We start from the raw sequence: 20,654 nt of genomic DNA, 5'->3' as shown, positions 1-20,654 counted from the left end.
TAAACTCAAACCTACGCTTATGGAATATGGATATAAAACATGTCATTTAGTGAAAACGTGGAAGTGATCCCGCCACAATTCGGAACGGACAGTTCGGATCGGCGTTCAGAGGAAGAAAGTAAAAAGCTACAAAAACAAAAATGGTGGGTGTTGAGTCTCAGTTTCCTACTGGTATTTGTGGTCGCTATGATTTGGATTTGGAGCCGTTCACCTATCTATCAAAGCCAAGCAATAATCCACTTTAGCTATGCTCAACAACTTAACAATCAACAAACTGCAGTACCTGAAGAGCAAATAACCCTCAACAATAAACGCCTCACCAGCAACCGAATTTTAGACAGTTTAAGTACTGAGCTTGCTCAATCATATTCGCTAAATTTAAGCACCGAAGAGTTGGCCAATATGGTGTCTACCGAAGAGCACCTTGATAGCCGTATTATTAATTTGTTTACAACCGGTGAAAATAAAAATCATCTACAACCTGTGCTTGAACAGTGGTTAGCTTTGTATTTAGCCAGATTAGAAGAAGAAACTCAGGAAAACACCGTAGAGGACTTATCATTAGGGCAGGAAAAGCTTCTAGCGTTAGAACAAAAGATCATTGAGCAGCGTGATTTAGTTGAGCAGTATAGCGAAGAAAATAACATTATTTCTATGGAGCGCGATGAAAACCGCGCGTTGTCAAAGATTAAAAGTATGGGAGCAGCGTTAGACACGGCAGAGACCCAACAAGCGGAAGCGACAGCCACCTTAGAAAGTGTGAAACAAAGTATCGCCCAAGGAGATTCAGTTATTCATCCTGGGGATAAAAATAGGCTAGACGGTATTCGCACTACCATCGGAGATAGAGAAGCTGAGCTTTACGAGTTGTCGCAACGGTATACCCCTGAGTACATGGAATTAGATCCGAGTATTGTGAATAAAAAGCGCCGACTGCAAGAATTGAAGACGCGTTATGACGCAGAAGCCGCTGAAAGCCAAAAGCGATATTTAGAAGACCTGCAACGCACGGTTGTGGCCTCTGAGCAAAAACAAAAGCAATTGGAAATACAGTTAGATGAATTGGGCAAAGACGCCCTCATTTTTAATCAGAAATTAAAAGAATATGGTCGCTTGAATCGTTCCCTAAATCAGTTACAGGAACAAGCTCAGCAATTAAAGGATCAACTGGTTGAAACGGAAGTCCAAAAACCCTTCCAAGCTAAGATTAACGTCCTTGAGCAACCTTTTGTGCCCACTTATCCTATATCGCCAAATTATTGGCGTGATTCCGCCATTGCACTTGCCGCAGCGGTATTGGTGAGTCTATTTGCTTTGTTGATATTCAGTTTTATCCATCGTCAAAAAACTCCTGCACCGACCATGACTAGTTATAATGTTGTTCCGCCTTCATCTGGACTAACCCTGGAGCAGCAAGTAGCGGCACAACATGCTTTAGAACAGCAAAAACACGCCCAATTGGGTCATCAACAAACGCCTTTGCAATTGGCACAAGCCACTACACCAACCGCTGCTCGACTGTTATCTGAGTCTGAAGTTGAAAGTTTATATAAAGTGGCAAATCGTGATGGAAAATTGGCTATTTCGTTGATGTTAAATGGTGTGAGTCCCACTGAATTGCTCCATGTGAAAATCCAAGATATTGACCCAGACACCCAGTCTCTAGAGATACCTGGTGAATATGCTAGAAGCGTGAGTGTAAGCGCTGAATGTTTGCAAATAATTGAAAACCTAAGGGTGAATCAAGCACAAGATAGTCTGCTATTAGGTGGACGGTTAGACGCGCAACAGCTTGATCAGATGATGATAAATATTGCCCATGATGCGGGGTTAGCATTTGCGGAGCAGTTTTCGGTAGCGGCGTTGCGACATACTTATTTAACCTATTTGGTGCTACAGGGAGCGAGACTCAATGATTTAGAGCAAGTGGCTGGTTTTGTCAGTCCCACAGATCTAAGTTTGTACCGTCAGGTTAACCGTCGTGGTGAGCCGGTTGACGTTGAGCAACTGAATTTGCAGTATCCGTTAGCAGACTAGCTTAAAAGTATAAAATCGTGAATCACCAACACTATGAACGAATTTGGAATACGGTTTTACAGATCCCTATAGGTAGGGTTGCCAGTTATGGGCAAATTGCTGATTTAGCGGGTTTACCGGGGCGCGCTCGTTTAGTGGGTAAAGCCTTGGGTTATGCCCCTGATTCGCTGCAAGTACCCTGGTATCGGGTGCTTCGTTCTGACGGTAAAATTGCCTTTCCGGCGCAAAGTGAAAAATCGAATGAGCAAACTGGGCTATTACAACAAGAGAATGTTGCAGTATTGAGTAATAGAGTGAAACTGAAAGAATTTCAATGGCAGCCTGACTTGGCAGAACTGCTGTTTAAATTGACCTACTAAATATCTGATAAATTTAAGGATTATATAAATTTTCTTGTACCAAACAGCAGCGTGGTTTATGTTTAAGTGTAACTGTTTTAAGCAACGAGTTTTTGACCCGTGTTAAAAGAAATTTCAATTGATGAATTGAAGCCAGGCATGTACGTTCAAGGGATTGTTGAACAGCGCGGTAATATGAAAATCAAAAGCCAAGGAAAGGTGACTAAGCGCGCTATTGTTGGCCAATTGAAGAAAAAAGGTATTGTCCGGCTGTTAATAGATCCCAGCAAAGAGTTTGTGCCTGAACCTGAGTCAAGCCCAGATACCCCCCCTTCTCCTGAACAGACAGCGCCAGCTAAACCCAAGGATCATATTTCGTTTGATAGTGAAATTGTTGTGGCTAAGCAATTACACGAAAAAGGTAAAGTCATTCAAAATAGGATGTTTAAATTGGTCGCCAAAGGCTTACCAATTGATTTGAAACTGCCTAAAGAATTTACTGAACAGTTAGTTGGCTCAATAGATCGCAACCCCAATGCCTTGATGTGCTTAACTAAAATCCGAGAAAAAGACAGTTATTTACTGGAGCATTCCCTCAATGTGGCGATATTGCTTGCAAATTTTGCGCAATTTGTTGGATTACAGGAAATTGAAGTGCAAGAGCTCGCATTGGCGGGTTTTTTACATGATATTGGTAAAATCAAAATTCCAGATAGTATATTGCATAAACCCGGTCGACTTACCGATCCGGAAATGAATATTATGCGCGATCATGTCTTTCATGGGATTCAAACCTTAGAAGAAATGGGGCTACCCGAACATATTATTAAAATCATGTCGGAGCATCACGAGCGTCTCGACGGATATGGTTATCCCGAAGGACTAAGAGGGGATGAAATTAGCTCCTATGGTCGTATGATAGCCATCGTTGATACTTACGATGCGATAACGGCTGATCGCTGTTACAAACCTGGCATGTCTTCTCAAAAAGCCCTAAAAATACTATTGGCTGATTCACCGGTGATGTACGATCAGACTTTAGTTCAGAAGTTTATTAAATGTGTGGGTGTCTACCCGGTTGGCAGCTTAGTGAAGCTAAATAACGAACAAGTTGCTATGGTGGTGACCTGCAATGACGTTGCGCCATTAAAACCCGTCGTGAAAATATTCTACTCTGCTCGCACCGGTAACTATTTACCAATTAAAGAGATCGATCTAGCGCACAGTCAAATGAAGGTCGAAAAAGGGGTCAAGCCTAGTCAATTTGACATCGACTTCAATCGCTATTTCGAAGAAAATATTGCCATCTAATGCGCACTCATCTAATCCGAGCTAATGCCTAATCGAGCATTCACAACCTAGGTGCACTGAAATGACTACTGGTTGTAAATTGCTTCCTGGCTATTTTCCAGACTGATATGCACATCGTAATATTTCGCGCATTTGGTCATCGGTGATGTGTGATGGACAAAGGCCCTTATCTACTAACTCTTCTTTTACACATTCTACTGGCTTATCGGCAATATAAGCACTGTGCTTTTTGACATAACGTGTTAAATTTTGCTGCAATTTTCGAGTTAAACAAGACATACTTCACCTGATACTTCTGGAGTTACCAATCAAAAAAACTGTACTATTTTAAAGCAGCATAAATCGAACCAAGTTTTGTGTTTCTATTAAAAACAATGAGTTAGGTGTTCCAGGTGACGTGGGTGCTTGAAGGGCCTGTTAAAAACTCTGACAGGTAGTGTCAAATATACATCTAATTCAATGAAAGTAATGTAAAGGGGCTCGGGTCACTCTGTTAGAGTTACCTAAAGAGAGGGCAAATAACCTGTCGTACTTCAATGCCAACTCTTTTCATTGTTAATTAAATTACTCGATTTTAAAGTGAAACCAATTATGGGCAGACGCAAACATTTAATCTGGACGCCGCTACAAATTAAGATATTTGTGCTGGTGGTGAGTCTGTTTAGTATGGTGTTTACGCTAACCTTATTGAGTATTTACAACGCCGCCTATAATCAAGCTGAACGCCAGTTTTTATCACGTTTGAACGTCGGCCGTAATGTATTTTTGAACGAGCTGGCAAATGCTAAATCCCAGTTAGATCTAAACGTCGAAACTGTGTCAAAAGACTGGGCTTTACGCAGCGCTATTGGCCAAGGAGAAGACAAAGAATCAATCCGCACTATTTTATTTAACTTTGGCAGTCGTATAGACGCCGACGTCGCCTTGGTGCTAGATAAAAAGTTTACCCTCATTTCTCAATATGGTGGGCAAGACAGCCAAGTTGCCCAAGCCTTGGGTCGAGAATTAAGTGATGAACAAAAACACCAAGCTTGGATCACCATGATGGGAAATGAGCCATTTTTGGTTTCTGCCGAACCGATTAGAGCCCCCGGTGTGATTGGCTGGCTCATCATGGGCAAAAAGCTTAACTTGACCTTGTTTAACCGAATTAAAAGTTTAATTTCCCTTGATATCAACCTTACCGTTGTGAGTGATAATCAGGCATTGCTGCCATTATCTACTGTAAGCAATGATGATTTACTCAATGACGCCATTAGAAACTCCAGCTTAATGTTGCCTGACCAAAGTCGCGCCATCGAGTTCCAAACCCTAGACACCCATGACACTGTATTACTGCCATTTGTATTATTTGAAGATGACCGTCGTCAGTTTGTGGTGGTATTGCAAGACTCAATTCAATCTTGGCTGAAAACGTTACGCCAGTTTATGTTTGAGCTAATCCCTTTCTTCGCTTTGGGCTTACTATTAGCGGTTATCGGCTCGTACTACATCGCACGCAGTATAACCCGACCAGTAGGCCGACTTCTTGATGCGGCTAAGTTGGTTGCCAGTGGTAAGTACAGTGAAAAGATCCAGGTCTCAGAGAAAAGTGAGCTGGGTGAACTCGCGTTGGAGTTTGGGAATATGCAGCAAGCGGTGATGGAGCGTGAACAAAAGATAAAAGATCAGGCTGAAGAAATCAGGCAAACTAACAAAGCGAAATATCAAATTGAAATTGTGCAAAAAGAACAAGAATTGGCAAAGTCTGCCAATGAAGCAAAAAATCGGTTTTTAGCCAACGTCAGCCATGAAATTCGCACACCACTGAACTCCATTATCGGTTATACCCAAGTGTTAGACGATGCCCAGGCAAGCCTTCTGGAAAAGCAACAAGCAACACAAGCGATAAACAGTAGCGGCCAATATTTGTTAAATATTATAAATGATGTTTTAGATCTGTCTAAGATTGAAGCGGGAAAAATTCACCTGCAAAATACGGATAGTTGTACTGTGAGTTTGTTAAATGAAGTTCAGTCTTATATGGGGCGTTTTGCAGCAGAAAAAAACTTAGAGTTTAATTTGCAACTCAACTTTCCTTTGCCGCGCTTTATCAATACGGATCCTACTCGATTAAAACAAATACTGCTTAATTTATGCAATAACGCCATCAAGTTCACCGATGTTGGCAAGGTGGAGTTACAGGTTTATTTTGACAGCTATAAACGACGTTTAATTTTTGTTGTGTCTGATAGTGGTGTGGGAATGAGTGAAGAGCAACAATTGCGCCTCTTTACAGCTTTTTCTCAAGGAAGTTCGGCGATTAATCGTAAATATGGCGGTACCGGACTCGGCTTATATATCAGCAAACAACTCATTGAAATTATGGGCGGGCATATTAAAGTTACCTCTCAGGAGGGGGAAGGTAGCCAGTTCGCCGTTTATCTACCTTGGTCTGAAGCCCAAAATAAGGCAATGCTCACAACCCAAAAAGAGGCCGACGCCATCGCTTTACAGTATCAGCACAACGAGGTGAAAATACCAAGTTTGTCAGGACACATTCTGTGTGTAGACGATAATCAAGACAATTTGCAACTGGTGGCCTATCTTCTCAGAAAAACCGGTGTGAAAATTAGTTTAGCTAGCAGCGGCTTGCAAGCATTAGAGCTAGCCAAGCAACATCACTTTGATTTGGTGTTAATGGACATGCAAATGCCCGATATGGACGGTTTAGAAACAACTCGTCAATTATTAAACTCGGGTATGCAATGTCCTATTTTAATGCTCACGGCCAATGTCGACAGCGAAAGTATTAAACAAGTGATGCAGGCAGGAGCAACAGCTCATTTTGGTAAACCGATTAAGACCGAAGCATTTTACGCAAAACTTAGGGAATTAATGGACTTGGATTCGCTGAATAAAAATGAACAACAAGGCCTTCAGCCTAGTAGCGAGTTTGAGCGTTTAATTGAAGACTATAAAACAGGCTTTGAGAGCAAAATATCCGATATCCAGGTTGCCGTTAATCAGCAAAATTGGTATGAAGTACAGCAGCTTATGCACAAATTAAAAGGCTCTGCAGGGAGCTATGGATTTGACAGCATCAGTGAATTAGCTAAACAAGTAGAAGATAACCTTGCTCAAGAGCAATACAACAAAGCGACTCAAAGCCTTGAACAGCTAACCCAATTAATGAGAGAAACCCGTGCCGGTAATCCGCAATTAAGTTAATCTTAAACGAGCCACCAGAATTTCGGCACTGGGGGGCTGGGTAATCGCGTCAGTAAAAACAATGGTTTCACTCAGTATTCGTACTAACCTAACCAATTGGTTATACTGCCTTTTCGTTCCCTTCGACGTAATTACTCGGCTCATTAAAAGGAAGTAAAGTGAAAGTTCTGGCCTTGATATTATTCATCTCTACCCTGGTAAGCGCATGCAGTAAACAGCTCACCGTTGATACCCTTTACGCAAGTTGTAAAGATAAAAACCAATACTCCATTGTAAATTATATGGCGCAGTTTCAAGTGTTGAACGATATTAGCGGTGAAGAGCTTTTGGGGTTATTCGATGGAAAAACCAGTAAAACCGAAAGTGTCGATTTATGCCAATGTTTTGTTAGCAAGTTTACGAAACAGAGCATCGAGGTGCAAAATCAAACCCTAGCTAAGATTCAATCGATTAACGAGCAGCTAAAACCTGAGCTCAAGTTATTTGCTAAAAAAGGCGTCCTCGGCAGAATGAGCTATCGAGATGAATATCAAAAGATTGAAGGCTTTATGTCAAAAATTGAGAATGTAAAACGCTTAATTAGGGTTGCCAGTGAGAATAAATTTCAGCAGCAAAGATGTTTGTAGGGGTAACCAATTAACATCATACGAGTTCAATATTTATATAATAAGCCCAGATAAAAGGTACGACCGCTGGTGGTTGAATTGTAAGGGCGATCAGCAGCGTCACTGTACTGCTCTTCTCGTTCGTTACTGAGGTTTTGTGCCTCTAAAGTGAATTGCCACTGTTTGCTCAACTGTAAGCTAAAACTCGCGTCAATATACAAGGTTGCATGAAAACCGGTTTCATCTTCGTCTTCTAAGGTCTCTGGATTGACCTGATGAATATAATTGTCTCGATAAGATGCAGAGATTCGCCCGCTAAGGGTTTTATCGTCGTAATATAAAGTGATAGCAGCGGTTTTTTTGGATAAAAAAGGTAACGCCTTGTTAAACAAAAACTCACCATCGTTGTTAAAGTAGTTTTTTGTTCCATCCGTATAGTTTACGTGGCCGATGAGGCCCATATGTTGCCAAATAGATGGCAAATAAGACCATTCATAACGCAACATTGTTTCAAATCCGACTAAAGACACAGATTCTGCATTTTGATTGGTGACTAGGGTGATAACAGAGTTATCAGTTAGGTTGTCAGTTTCCCATATATTTTCTAACCCAGTTTCTGCAAAGGTTAATGAGCTTGCTTTCGGGGCTATGAAATCATCAATCGATTTATAAAAAGGCGTTAGGGTGAATGATATATGCTCCTTTGCCTCCCACTCAAAAGAAAGGTCAAGATTCGTCGAGGAATAGGGCTGCAAGTTTTGATTTGAGGCATATATAGTTTGCTCTGTAGGATCATAATTGGCATAGCCTTTTAAATCCCTAAGTGATGGATTGGCTAAATTACGAGACACACTGAATCTAAGAGTATAACTTAATGATGGTTGCCAAATCAGGTTCACACTAGGTAACCAATTTACATGTTTGTAGCTGAGATGTTGACCAGTAAAAGGATTAGTCACATCGGTTATTTCCTGTTGATAACGACTTCCCGCTACTACTAAAAATTTATCGTATTGCCACTGCATGGTAAAAAATGCAGAGGATTTTTGTTCTTTTAAATCATCCTCAGACTGTTCAATTAAGGCGTTATTGTTAGCCAGTGAATAGGGATCAATTCCAAAGTGTTGAATTGCCTTGTGGGTTTGTAAGCCCAACCAATTGACATTAGGATGAGAATCAACAAGTTGGGTATAATCAGAAGGCAAAGATTGAGTTGTTGTCGACCATTCATCCAACAATAAATTACCTTGATAAACCGATAATGTTTGGGTGTTAAAGGTGGTATGTTCAACTCCCCATTGCCACAAAATATTCGGTGAGGCCTGGTAGTTCAAGGCTATTTTTCCGTGTTGATAGCGGGTGGTTGCAAAATACTCTTCTAAATCAATTTCGCGCATTTCCCATAGGTCTTGTTGGCTGAGATCACTACCATATTGAATGTCTGCAAAAAAGCGGTCTGCGCGGTAATCAATACTAATATCTGACATGCCTTGGGTATAAATTTTGTTGCTGGTGGGAATGTCATAGTTAGACTTTTCTAACCCTAGCAGTATATCCAGTGACCATTTGTTGGATAGGGGAAATGAACTGTTGAATACTGCCTGTTTATAGACTGTTTCGGTACTTTGTGCACGGCTTTCTGTTGCTACTCTGGCATTATTGTAAACACTATAGACTAGTTCATTATTGGCATTTAGTTGCGCATCTACAAATTCAGTTATGCCGGTTATTATAGGGGTTGATTGCTCGCCGCGCGGATATAGGTGGAACTCATTTCTATTGGCACTTAACACCGCATGGAGAATGTCTAAACGTGCGTTAGCTTTGTCATTCTGGTATTCAAAGGACACGTTTAGCCCACGTCTTTGTTGTTCACTTCGCCAAAGAGAATAACGATTCCCCCGGGGCATGATAACGTCATTATTAGCGAAGGCTTGTTGTACTTCTAAAGATAACGAGTCTAATGAAATGCCACTAGGGGAGATTGCCCGCCATCTAATTGTATTTGCCCCACGTTCCTCAACAAATCGTTTGCCGTAGGAGGCCGACAACAATGCCCCCCAATTTCCCCAGGTATTTGAGATCAATCCTGTTATCCGCGGCGCGGCGTTACTAGAGTATTCATTCATTCCAAGTTGCGGCGCTACCACAAATTGGAATCCTTTTTGCGCAAATGGACGTTGGGTTTGCAATGCTAATGTGCCTGCTAGCCCGCCGGTCGTTTGCTCTGCGCTATATGATTTTAATACTTGCGCTTGACTAAATAGTTCAGATGAAAACACGTTGAAATCAAATGAGCGATCATGTTGCTTTTGCACCCGACTGTCCATGGGGGAATCATTGTTTGCCAGCACAGGCATGCCATTTATGGTGACCAAGGTGAAATCCGGCGAGGTGCCACGTAGGGAAACTTGGCGGCCTTCCCCGGCTTCTCTGGTGATCACCACGCCCGGGATTCTTTGCAGTGATTCAGCCATGTTTATATCGGGATAATTTGCCATATCGTCAGATACAATGGCATCTGACACCGCCACAGTGTGGGTTTTTAGTTGTTTTGCTTTATCTAAAGATGCACGAAGCCCCGTTACTATGATTTCATTGATGTGGCTTTGGGAAGGCGTTGAAACTTGTTTGGCTGAACGGGATACTTCAATGCCAATTGGGGTGATATTGTAATTCCAAAGGCTATTACTGGTGATCTTATCCAATGCTACCGTGAGGCTATAAAAACCCTCAATATTAATGTTAGTTTCCGTTTTATCGCTGACTCCGTTGATCACAACGGGGACTTGGTAAACGGACGATAGGCGTTTCATTGCCGCATCAATAGAGCTGTTTTGAATTCGAATAAATTGCTCTTTTTGAGCATCTTCCTGTAAATAATTGCTATTTTTTGCCATTGCTGGCGGCATACAACAAAACAAACTCAATAATAGGTAATGCGTCGGAATATAACGGCGGAATTGTCGATTATTGTATGTATCTAGACTAGCAAAACAAGACCCTGGCAATCGCATCCCTGCGATTAGAATACTATACGCAAATTGGATGGATATTTTCTTATTTGCTAAGCAAGATCTTATTGGCTTCATAGGTCACGGTGAATTGGTGCGCACTGGCTATTAACGCCAAGGATTGTTCCGCTTTATCAAGTGGGAAACGACCACTAATTTTACGATTTAGTAGATCTTGAGTGACAATCTCAACCGGCTTTTCAATATATCGTTGCATATGCGCGACTACGTCTTGCAGTGGTTGTTGTTCAACTTCTAACCAACCGCTGCGCCATGCCGGTAGCATGGCCAACTGTTTGAAAGTGACTTTACTGCCTCGACCGTTTTCCACTATAAGTTGTTCGCCTTTAACTAAGGTAAATACGTCATCTGCGTTTATTTGCACTCTGCCTTCATAAACGCTAATCAAAGTACGCGCATTGGTATGGTCTACATCAAATGCTGTACCCAGTACCCGTATTTGTAACTCCCCCACATCAATCACAAACGGACGTGTTTTGTCTTTAGCAACATCAAAATATATTTGTCCATGGGTCATTTGGGCATAACGAGAAGTACTGGTTTGCTGCACTTCCAGTTGGCTATCAGCGTTCAAGTGAACTTGCGTGCCATCTTGCAAAACTTGCGATGAACGAGAACCTACAGGGGCTTGAAACTGCTGTTGATATATTGGCTTGGGTACAGCGACTAATGACGAAGAATCATTAGTTGTGTTTTGCTGAAAAATAAAAAATGAGGTAATAAATGCGATACATAGCAAACTTGCAGCTATGTTGATTGGGTTGAATTGATAGAAGCTAAAAACTTTGGATTTACCTTTATTCTGAGAGGGATCCTTTTCGTGGGTTTCAGTGCTTATTGTGCTTGTCAGATTATTGTTGAGTACCGCGTTTACTTCTGCAGACTGCATTAATTGACTGATTTTGCGGTATGCGTCAGCATTTTCGGGGGTGGCCAACCAATGCTTAAATTCCGTTGCTTGTGCACCCTCAAGAGAGTCTTGTTGATCAAACCAATCTGCGGCTTGTTCTAATGTTTGTTTGTTCATGTACTGTTCTCAATGTACCTGGTGATTTTGCTTCATTTTCTTTATTAAACGTCTAATTGTTTGGAAAGGTGACATTTTTTATGCTTATTTCCATTCATTTTTTTCCGCGCATAAAGCAATATCTACCATGGCACGATTAATGTGCTTTTTTACAGACTCTACGGATAACTCTAACTCTGTTGCTATTGCTTCTCTACTCATCCCATCTATGCGGCGCATTCTAAAAACCTGCTGGCGCAAAGGCGGCATATCTTCCATCACTTTGGATAGTATTTTCACCCGCTCTAAATTAATGAAATTATCTTCTAAGCCCAGACCTTGTGTGTGCTCGTCGACCATATCTGATTGGCTTAGATGTTTTTTTTCCGTTCGCCAATGATCAAATAACGCTGATTTGGCAACCGTAATCAAGTATGCGAGGGGATTATCTAACTTTTGTTCTGAATCTTGCTTTGCATTATTACGAATCGTCCGCAACATAGTTTCTTGCAGCACGTCGTTAGTCACGTCAACGTTTTGGGTACGTGCTTGAACAAAGGTTCTAATCTTGGGCATCAGCTTAACGAAAGGATCATTTTTTTTCATAAGAATATCCGCTCGAACTTATAAAGTCGAAATACGAGGCAATCCTAACGCTTCATTTGGCGATACCACTAACACTTTGAAATTTATCTAAAAAATTAGATGAAACCAGTCAGTGAAAACATGCTAATCAGGCCAATTAATATTCAGCATTACAACTACGCGGGAGCGCGATAATACGGTTTTATTGTGACATTTTGGTGACAATTTCCTGTTTGAAAAATATAAAAAAAACACTGTCCCCTTATTAATTTTAGCGCCGTCTTATGGGCAAAGAAGCTTGTGTAATGTCACCCAAAAAGCGGAGTGACGTTCGCCCAAAACTATTATTTTAATGAGGAAATTACCATGAAGTTGAAACAATTCACGCTAACCTTAGCCGCTGTAAGCGTGCTGAGTGCCTGTAACATTGGCGACGACAACGACGCTGAAGTGAGTGCACTGCAATCGCAAGTTGAACAGTTACAAAGCGAACTCGACAACATAGATACTGCCAATGAAGCAGAAGTTGCTACCTTGAACGCGACTGTTGCTGCAATGCAAGCACAGATAGACACCATGACTGCAGAGTTAGTAGCCTTACAGGAAGCATCCAACAGTGCCACAACTGATGAGGATATTGCTGGGTTACAGGCCGAAATTGAAGCCTTGCAAACAACCCTCGATGCTTTAACGGCGCAAGCACCTATTTTGGGAAGTAACGCCACTTCCGGTGCGAATATCTTAACTGAAGATTCAGATAAGATTTTACGTTTTGCTATTTTCCCGGATACTCAAGGCCGAGATGATGACAATATGTCGTGGTATGTTGACGTTGATAAAGACGGTAACACCTTGTCCATCAAAGAATACGTTGGCGTAGACTACAACGGTGATGGTTATTACGATGCGGGCACTGAAAGTCAAAATGACGCGGTAAAAGCCAACGATTGGGATGAAGATGGTGTTAGCTACTTAGTTAATGTTGAAGACCCTTTCCACCCATATATTGAAGTAGATAGTGCCGGCGAACCTATTGTTGTTGCGCCTGAAGATCGTAAAGATTTTGGTCCTGACTGGAAAGTCCTGCCTTTACCTTTAGTAGAAGCCGTTACCGATAAAATGATAGAGCTAGATGTTGATTTAGTTTTAGCAACTGGTGATATCACTGAGTACCGAGCTGAGTCTGACTATGTGCAGTGGATGGAGAAAGTTGCAGGACCATTGACCGACGCTGGAGTCAGTATCTTTCCTGCACGGGGTAATCACGAAGTTGTTAATGGTAGAAACTGGCCAGCATGGTTTACCAACGAACAAGAGTGGGAACGTCAGTCAGTCAATAATGTTTACAATGATATTAACCCTTATGAAGGTTATGAGCAGGTTGATTTTGACCAAGGTTATAGACTGTATCAAGCATATACTGGTGCCTTAGTTCGCGAACATTTAGACAATGGTAAAGCCATTGGTTTCCCTGGTGCAGAAGACTTGGTTTATTATTTCATTGAAGATAAAACCATGTTTATCGCTTTAGATTTCTATTTTGCAGAGCTATATAGCAGCGCTTATAGAGGTACATGGACTATTTTGAGAGACTGGTTGAAAGAAGTTATTATCGCCAACGCCGAAGACGTAGATCATGTTGTGGCGTTTGGGCATGAGCCGCTATCAACTAAAAAGCGTCCTCAAACCTATCAAGTTGAAATTTACGATGCATATGTAGCTGAACGAATTGCTTTACAAGAAGCTAAAGAAGCGGCTCAAGCAACCTTAGATAATGCCGTTGCAAATAGTGCATCTGCTGAAGAAATTGCGGTTTATAGCAATGCCTTAGAGAACGCAACTAGTGCATACGAAGAGCTAGAAGAGCCAAGCTTAAATGGTTACGATATCGGCCAATTGGGTTACTTACAGTTGCAAGATGAAGCAGAGCCTGGCCTGGCTGCGGACATATTAAACTTGTTCAACAATTACCAAGTTACTTATATTGCAGGACATGATCATCAGTACTCTCGTAGTTTAATTCACCCCACCTCTGATGATAAAGATACCGCCAATGGCTTCACTCAAATCATCGGTGGCAATGCATCATGGAAAGCTTACGAAGATTTATACGGTATGCACGATGACCATGAAACGGGATTATTCATTAACAACTTTTATGACTCCATCACTGGGGGAAATTTAACCAACAGCGAAGGGACCAAGTACGCAAGCGTAACGTCTGATTTAGGAAATGGCATTTCATTTGTGGTTGTTGAAGTTAACGGTCGTCAGATTACCAGCAAAGCATACTACGCTGACCATACACTGACTGAAGTGGATATGAACTTGGGCGCTCATTATGATTACGATACAAATGCATGGTGTACGTACTCTGGCGACTACATGGTAGCTGGCGCAAGTACAACTGAAACTTGTAACGAAGTTGAATGGCAAGTGTTAGATGAAAACACCCGTACCACTGACGCAACCGTTAGAGTGGTTGCGCCTGACCAAAATTATTATGCCCATTCTGAAACACCAGCGGAAGATGGCTATATAGGCTCACAAGCAACCATCATCGATGGCTACAACCTGACCTACAACAGCTCATATGCCGCTACTGTAGGTGAAGTGGAACGTCTGCGTGAATTATTCTCCATGAGTTGGTTTGTGGATAGCGACGCTACCACTTTATCTGACGTGTTATACCTCAGTGGAAACCAAACCCAGGAAGGTTCGTACTTTAACCAATATGGTGATTTAATTGCTCCAGTTGTAGACGTCGATGCTGGTGTTTTGGCTGAGGGAGAGTCTGCTTCACTAACCTATGTTAACCAAAACGGTGAAGAAGTGAATAATCCAACTCACACCACACGTGATGGAAAATTTGTGAAAGGTACCGATATTGAAGCATCATTGAACCCTGACCTTGCTAACGGTAATCCTAGTGGTAATGACGCCAACTGGAACGGACGTTATCTGGCAGATGGTTTAGATTTTGCCGACGCCATGACGTTAGTGATGACCGCACCTGAAGGCTATACCTTGACTGATTTAACCATTGGTCGCTATGACGAAGCAACACAGTCATGGGTGCCGGCGTTTGCTGATGAGTGTTACGTCGAAAGCGGTTACTCTGACCACTACTCAACCTATTACAGACTGACTGACCAACATCCAGAAGGTGGTTACCAAGTGGCTAATTGCCAACAACGCTACTGGGGCTATGTGAAAGATAGCAACACTATTTGGGGATTTGTGCACACCGACGGTAAGTTCGCAGTCATCGAAAAATAAGATTGAGTAATAGCCAATCTGGGTAATGAGCGCGCAACTGCGCTCTGATTACTAAATTTGAAAAGCCTATCATTATGATAGGCTTTTTTTATTGGGTAATTCAGTATCCCGGATATTTTGTTGAAATGAGATCCTCGAATTCCCCATTCGACGAATACGGACCTATCTCCCAAGTCGGAAACTCAAACAAATCTTTGCCTATGTCTTGAATAGTTTCAGTTAATTCCACTTGTTCAACAAGTTGCTCATCAATACTTTTTACACCATAAAGCACGCCCCACAAATTTCCTGAGATAGCACCAGTAGAATCAGAATCACCGTCATGGCTAACGGATATGGTCATCAGATGATTAAAGTTATTGGCGACTATGGTGCAATATAGTGAAATGGCCAGTGCCTCTTCGGCTATCCACCCCTCGCCCAATTGTTGAATTGCTTTTGCATAATCGCGTTCTGTTTTCGATAACATTAGAGCTTGCTCTATGGCTTCGATTGTTTCTTCTGAGTTGCGTTGCTCTTTAAGTAATGGAATAACGGTAAGTGCGGCGTCGACTAGGGTATAACCCTCTAATAGTTGATAAATGATGGCAGAAAACGCCCCAGCGGCTAAATACCCAGTAGGGTGACCATGAGTGAGTTGAGCGGCATCACTGCCAAGCTTAAAACAATCGTCAAGACTAAAACTGTCTTTTAAGCGCCAACAAAATAAGCCAATAGGTGCAACACGCATTACGCCACCACAGCCTTTGCTATCATTTAAAGCCAACTCTGCAAACCCACCTGCTACGCTAAGTGCATTTAGACAGGTGTTACCCGGTGCTCGTTGGTCATGAAGCTCTCGGTATTGCCAAAGCACGCCATCATTGCTGACGGTGAGATTGCTAGGTGAGTCATAGGATTGAGTTTGCAACCAGCGCTGATAAGCATGACCAATGCAGCCTAACCACGATGTGGTTCCTTTGTATTTCCCCCTAACATAGGCTCTTAGCAAACCTTCAGCGGTAAAAAGCGTCATTTGAGTGTCGTCGGTAATGGCGCCAACTTTTCCGTAAGCCGGTAGTAACGAAGTCACCCCTTCTTGACCATGCAAGGCAATAATCCGTTCCCGTGAAATGAATTCCACGGGCGCGCCAAACGCATCCCCAATTGCTCCACCGAGCATACAACCAATGAACTTATCTTGTGTTTCACTAATGATTAATTTAGACAAAATAAACACCTTCTTACTTCATTATTAACGTGGTTTAAACCCTCAAACTGCATTCATGGGAGAAAGTCTTTAAGACTTAGTAGTACTTTTCATTATTTAATGCAACCAGCCTTCGGTGCTGGTTAAACGTTGACTGGCTGAGAGGCCGAATGTCAAAATTCAGATCTAAAAATTGTTACACATAAAGTCACTTTGTGTGGACTTCGAGATTATAGTCAAAGCGCTTTTACCATCTCTGTGGTAAATATTGGGTGAAATACAAGGGCATCACGATATTGGTTCGTTCAGAAGTTGATGAGCCTTGTGTGCCAGTTAACTTAAATGTTTTACTTGGTGCGCATTTTTCAATGTAGGACGCCAGCGATTTTGCTCTTGTACGTTTGCCACTTTTTACTTCAACTGGGATGATACCTCCTTCATCTGTTGCCAAAATAAATTCGATTTCGGCGCGGGCGTCATTCCATGAATAACTTGGGTCAACGCCAATGGCGGTGAGTTCCTGCTGCACAAAGTTTTCTGCCACATATCCTTTATAGTCATAGTTTTGTTGCTTTAACTCTTTATAGCTACTGCCCAGCATATGATTGAGCAGGCCCACATCAAACATAAATAGCTTAACCATATTCTCTTTTTTATAAGCCGCCAGAGGAGATTTCGGCAATCCTTCAATAGGATAGTTTGGCAAGGCTAAGCGGCAACAGTTAAGCCAATGAATCGCGGTTTCAAAATCGCTATAACGAGATTTACGCTCATGCACATGTTTAAATTTAAAACGTTTAACAGACTCATCACTCACAAGTGATAGCTGCGCTGGAATGCTATTGAACACCGATTCAATCAGTGTGGCATCGACCTTGCCCGCGTACTTACCGAAGTCGCGGCGATAACCTTTTACTAAATCGGCATGAATTTTAGTGACTCTTTCAACCCGATCTAAAATGCTTGAATCTTTAAACTGATACCAAGCAGAAACGGCTTCGGGCATACCACCGGTAAAAAAGTAGTCTGTTAGTTTATCCATCAATTTAGTGTGCGCCGCCGGTGTGCTTGCTTGACTATCAAATGCTTTGATCAGTGCCTGCTCGTTGGATGCGTATATAAATTCTTGGAAGGTCAGTGGTCGTAAATTGTATTGTTCTACCTTGCCCACAGGGAAGGTGTTGAGCAAACCAATGTTCGAACCGCTGGCTGCGACAAAATAGGACGGTGCTTTTTCGGCAAAATACTTAAGCGAAGTAACGGCACGTTCACATTCACCAATTTCATCTAAAATCAGCAGGTCGGTTTCTGGGTTGAACGCTTGGTTGGTTAACAACTCAATGTTCATTACTAACTCGACAGGTGACAGTGAGCCATCGAACGCTTCTTTGTAGGCAGGATTTTCAAGGAAGTCGATACGAAGGATGTTGGCAAAGGTGTTCCCAAACAACTCTTGCAGCAGATAGGTTTTACCTGTTTGTCTTGCGCCATCGATCAATAATGGCTTGCGCACAGATTGATTTTTCCATGCTATTAGGGCGTTGAGTAAGTTGCGCTGCATTGTCATTTCCCGCCAATTAAGATTGTTAACCAGCCTATACTATAACCTGTTTTACATTTTTACGCGCATAAAAGTGTGATATTTTACATTTTTATGCGCATAAAAGTGTTTGGGTGATTATTTTACTCTTAATCCGGCGGCATTCATAGTGAAACTATATTTTCAATATCATGATAAAAATGAAGTTATAGTTTCGCTTTTTTCCGGTCCATTCGTATTAGGGCGGGAGCAGTGGACTGGTTAGAAAGCGATATCGACCAGAGGATTGAACCCCGCCGCATCGGTGATTCCAACTGATTGATTTGAAAGGGAAAATAAAAAAGCCCTGTATTTACAAGCAAATAACAGGGCTTTTAAGACATTCTTGGGCGGGTAAAAAAATTATTCGATGTTTTGGATCTGTTCGCGCATTTGCTCAATCAAAACTTTCAGTTCTACTGCTGATTGGGTGATGTCGGCGTGGATGGATTTTGAGCCTAGAGTGTTTGATTCGCGATTGAATTCTTGCATCATGAAGTCGAGTCGTCGGCCGCATGCACCGCCTTTTTTGAGGATTTTATGGGTTTCGCCTATGTGGGAGTTGAGTCTGTCGAGTTCTTCGGCAACGTCAACTTTTTGGGCTAGCATGATCATTTCTTGTTCGACTCGGCTTGCTTCAAGTTCTATTTTTGCTTCTTCGAAACGGCTGAGTAGGCGGTCTTTTTGCCATGTGATAATTTCTGGCATTCTGGCGCTGACAATTTTCACTTGTTCTTGAATACCATCGAGGCGTTGTTCGATCATTTCTTTTAAGTTAACACCTTCAGCCGCGCGCGCTTGGATGAAATCATCTAGAGTGGTATCAAATCCTTTCATAATATCGGTTTGAATGCTGTCCATATCGGTTTCTACAGTGGCGATTACGCCAGGCCAGCGTAGGATATCGACGGGGTTTACACCGCTTGATTGACCGTGTGATTGTACCCAGTCAGCGGCCTTTAAAAGATGTTTAGCGAGATCTTCATTGAGGCTTAATTCGCCTGCCGCTGCGTCGTTTGGAATATAGCGCAATGCACATTCCACTTTTCCGCGCTGTAGGCGTTTTCTGAAGCGTTCGCGGAGCATTGGTTCGAGCGAACGAAATTGCTCTGGAAGGCGGAAAAAGGTTTCTAAGTAGCGTTGATTTACCGAACGAATTTCCCAGATTGCGGTGCCCCATTCTGCTTTTATTTCGTTACGGGCAAATGCGGTCATGCTGTATATCATGGGAATTCCTCGGTAATTTAAAGTTTTAATGCTGGCATAGTTTACGCCTTATTAACACAATCCGCAGTGTTTTTTGTAGCGTGGTCTTTAGGCCATGTGGTTTAAATATCAATTAAACCCTCGGGGCTAAAGCGCCCGACTACAGGTAAGGGATTTTTCTCGGGGCTAAAGCACCCGACTACAGGTTTGGGATTTTTCTCGGGGCTAAAGCGCCCGACTACAGGTTTGGTTTTTCCTCGGGGCTAAAGCGCCCGACTACAGGCAAGGGTTTTTCCTCGGGGCTAAAGCCACCGACTACAGGTAAGGGATTTTTCTCGGGGCTAAAGCGCCCGACTACAGGCAAGGTTTTTTCTCGGGGCTAAAGCCACCGACTACAGGTAAGGGTTTTTCCTCGGGGCTAAAGCGCCCGACTACAGGTAAGGGATTTTTCTCGGGGCTAAAGCCACCGACTACAGGTTTGGGATTTATTTCATTGCTAACTGCAACATTTGGTGGAGTTACTGTATAATCCTGCGCCATATCAATTAGGAGTATAAAAATGCGTCCAAGTGGAAGAACTGCCAGTCAAATCCGTCCTGTTACTATTACTCGCCAGTTTACCTGTCATGCTGAGGGTTCGGTGTTGGTTGAATTTGGTAATACCAAAGTTATCTGTAACGCTACCGTTGAAGAAGGTGTGCCGCGCTTTATGAAAGGCCAGGGTAAAGGTTGGATAACTGCTGAGTACAGCATGCTTCCACGCTCTACCCATACTCGCTCAGGTCGTGAAGCCGCTCGTGGTAAGCAAGGTGGGCGTACTTTAGAGATTCAACGTTTAATTGCTCGCTCTTTACGCGCAGCCGTTGATTTAAAATTGTTGGGTGAGAATACGATTACCCTAGATTGCGACGTTATTCAGGCTGATGGTGGTACTCGTACCGCGTCTATTACCGGAGCATGTGTTGCTCTAGTTGATGCTTTAACTTATATGCGCAGCAAAGGTATTTTAAAAGCGAATCCGCTTAAGTTTATGATTGCCGCGTTATCTGTGGGTGTTTATAAAGGTAACGCTATCGCTGATCTAGAGTACTTGGAAGACTCTGATGCTGAAACAGACATGAACGTGGTGATGACTGAAACTGGCAAGTTAATTGAAGTTCAAGGTACTGCCGAAGGCGAACCTTTCAGTTTTGACGAAATGAGCGAAATGCTTGAGTTGGCGAAACATGGTCTTCGTGAGTTATTCGATGAACAAAAGAGCGCATTAAATTAAG

The 20,654-nt window shown here is 42.3% G+C and carries 14 protein-coding genes; 7 read left to right on the top strand and 7 right to left on the bottom strand.

Annotation, left to right across the window (positions count from 1 at the left end; all coding sequences use genetic code 11):
• The first annotated feature begins 39 nt into the window (after positions 1-39).
• The 3 genes from ACYVIL_RS10050 (at position 40) to ACYVIL_RS10040 (ending at position 3,686) form a co-directional block, all read left to right on the top strand.
• The gene (locus ACYVIL_RS10050; RefSeq protein WP_460312362.1) at positions 40-2,037 is read left to right on the top strand and encodes a tyrosine-type recombinase/integrase; all 1,998 of its coding nucleotides are present in this window, start codon (positions 40-42) and stop codon (positions 2,035-2,037) included.
• 17 nt (positions 2,038-2,054) lie between these two features.
• A complete protein-coding gene (locus tag ACYVIL_RS10045) occupies positions 2,055-2,396 on the top strand; it encodes an MGMT family protein (RefSeq protein ID WP_460312361.1) in 342 nt (113 codons plus the stop codon).
• Positions 2,397-2,495: 99 nt separating this feature from the next.
• On the top strand, positions 2,496-3,686 hold the full coding sequence (locus ACYVIL_RS10040) for an HD-GYP domain-containing protein (RefSeq protein ID WP_460312360.1): 1,191 nt from the start codon (positions 2,496-2,498) through the stop codon (positions 3,684-3,686).
• 90 nt (positions 3,687-3,776) lie between these two features.
• On the opposite strand, the gene ACYVIL_RS10035 is transcribed toward ACYVIL_RS10040, so the two are convergent.
• Positions 3,777-3,965 (bottom strand): hypothetical protein, encoded by a 189-nt coding sequence (locus ACYVIL_RS10035; protein ID WP_303474669.1) that lies wholly within the window; start codon positions 3,963-3,965, stop codon positions 3,777-3,779.
• 312 nt (positions 3,966-4,277) lie between these two features.
• On the opposite strand from ACYVIL_RS10035, the gene ACYVIL_RS10030 reads away from it, so the two are divergent.
• Both ACYVIL_RS10030 and ACYVIL_RS10025 read left to right on the top strand, forming a co-directional pair.
• Entirely contained in the window at positions 4,278-6,896 is a 2,619-nt protein-coding gene (locus ACYVIL_RS10030) for a response regulator (protein WP_460312359.1), read from the top strand.
• A gap of 158 nt (positions 6,897-7,054) precedes the next feature.
• The gene (locus tag ACYVIL_RS10025) at positions 7,055-7,522 is read left to right on the top strand and encodes a hypothetical protein (protein WP_303474671.1); all 468 of its coding nucleotides are present in this window, start codon (positions 7,055-7,057) and stop codon (positions 7,520-7,522) included.
• Between the two features lie 26 nt (positions 7,523-7,548).
• Here the strand turns inward: ACYVIL_RS10025 and ACYVIL_RS10020 are convergent, their stop codons facing one another.
• The 3 genes from ACYVIL_RS10020 to ACYVIL_RS10010 form a co-directional block, all read right to left on the bottom strand.
• Positions 7,549-10,401, bottom strand: coding sequence for a TonB-dependent receptor (locus ACYVIL_RS10020; RefSeq protein WP_460312358.1), 2,853 nt, complete (start codon positions 10,399-10,401; stop codon positions 7,549-7,551).
• Positions 10,402-10,561: 160 nt separating this feature from the next.
• Positions 10,562-11,563, bottom strand: a complete 1,002-nt coding sequence (locus ACYVIL_RS10015; RefSeq protein ID WP_460312357.1) for a FecR family protein — start codon at positions 11,561-11,563, stop codon at positions 10,562-10,564.
• A gap of 84 nt (positions 11,564-11,647) precedes the next feature.
• Positions 11,648-12,148 (bottom strand): RNA polymerase sigma factor, encoded by a 501-nt coding sequence (locus tag ACYVIL_RS10010; RefSeq protein WP_303474674.1) that lies wholly within the window; start codon positions 12,146-12,148, stop codon positions 11,648-11,650.
• Positions 12,149-12,493: 345 nt separating this feature from the next.
• Between ACYVIL_RS10010 and ACYVIL_RS10005 the strand changes: the two genes are divergently transcribed.
• On the top strand, positions 12,494-15,406 hold the full coding sequence (locus tag ACYVIL_RS10005) for a metallophosphoesterase (RefSeq protein ID WP_460312356.1): 2,913 nt from the start codon (positions 12,494-12,496) through the stop codon (positions 15,404-15,406).
• 100 nt (positions 15,407-15,506) lie between these two features.
• Here ACYVIL_RS10005 and ACYVIL_RS10000 read toward each other — a convergent pair whose 3' ends face one another.
• The 3 genes from ACYVIL_RS10000 to ACYVIL_RS09990 form a co-directional block, all read right to left on the bottom strand.
• Positions 15,507-16,616, bottom strand: a complete 1,110-nt coding sequence (locus ACYVIL_RS10000; protein WP_460312355.1) for an ADP-ribosylglycohydrolase family protein — start codon at positions 16,614-16,616, stop codon at positions 15,507-15,509.
• Between the two features lie 226 nt (positions 16,617-16,842).
• On the bottom strand, positions 16,843-18,156 hold the full coding sequence (locus ACYVIL_RS09995; RefSeq protein ID WP_460312354.1) for an ATP-binding protein: 1,314 nt from the start codon (positions 18,154-18,156) through the stop codon (positions 16,843-16,845).
• Positions 18,157-18,537: 381 nt separating this feature from the next.
• Positions 18,538-19,401 carry a YicC/YloC family endoribonuclease gene (locus ACYVIL_RS09990; protein WP_460312353.1) on the bottom strand — a complete coding sequence of 288 codons (864 nt, stop codon included), beginning with the start codon at positions 19,399-19,401 and terminating at the stop codon, positions 18,538-18,540.
• A gap of 538 nt (positions 19,402-19,939) precedes the next feature.
• Here ACYVIL_RS09990 and rph point away from each other — a divergent pair.
• The gene (gene rph / locus ACYVIL_RS09985) at positions 19,940-20,653 is read left to right on the top strand and encodes a ribonuclease PH (RefSeq protein WP_460312352.1); all 714 of its coding nucleotides are present in this window, start codon (positions 19,940-19,942) and stop codon (positions 20,651-20,653) included.
• Position 20,654 lies beyond the last annotated feature (1 nt).

The organism is Aliiglaciecola aliphaticivorans (genome assembly GCF_054782055.1).
This window is presented reverse-complemented; position numbering and strand designations above follow the sequence as displayed.

Excerpts from the sequence above, each read along its gene's own strand:
- ACYVIL_RS10020 (WP_460312358.1), bottom strand. The coding sequence starts at position 10,401 with ATGGCAAAAAATAGCAATTATTTACAGGAAGATGCTCAAAAAGAGCAA.
- ACYVIL_RS10030 (WP_460312359.1), top strand. The coding sequence starts at position 4,278 with ATGGGCAGACGCAAACATTTAATCTGGACGCCGCTACAAATTAAGATA.
- ACYVIL_RS10035 (WP_303474669.1), bottom strand. The coding sequence starts at position 3,965 with ATGTCTTGTTTAACTCGAAAATTGCAGCAAAATTTAACACGTTATGTC.
- rph (WP_460312352.1), top strand. The coding sequence starts at position 19,940 with ATGCGTCCAAGTGGAAGAACTGCCAGTCAAATCCGTCCTGTTACTATT.
- ACYVIL_RS09990 (WP_460312353.1), bottom strand. The coding sequence starts at position 19,401 with ATGATATACAGCATGACCGCATTTGCCCGTAACGAAATAAAAGCAGAA.
- ACYVIL_RS10015 (WP_460312357.1), bottom strand. The coding sequence starts at position 11,563 with ATGAACAAACAAACATTAGAACAAGCCGCAGATTGGTTTGATCAACAA.
- ACYVIL_RS10050 (WP_460312362.1), top strand. The coding sequence starts at position 40 with ATGTCATTTAGTGAAAACGTGGAAGTGATCCCGCCACAATTCGGAACG.
- ACYVIL_RS09995 (WP_460312354.1), bottom strand. The coding sequence starts at position 18,156 with ATGCAGCGCAACTTACTCAACGCCCTAATAGCATGGAAAAATCAATCT.
- ACYVIL_RS10010 (WP_303474674.1), bottom strand. The coding sequence starts at position 12,148 with ATGAAAAAAAATGATCCTTTCGTTAAGCTGATGCCCAAGATTAGAACC.
- ACYVIL_RS10005 (WP_460312356.1), top strand. The coding sequence starts at position 12,494 with ATGAAGTTGAAACAATTCACGCTAACCTTAGCCGCTGTAAGCGTGCTG.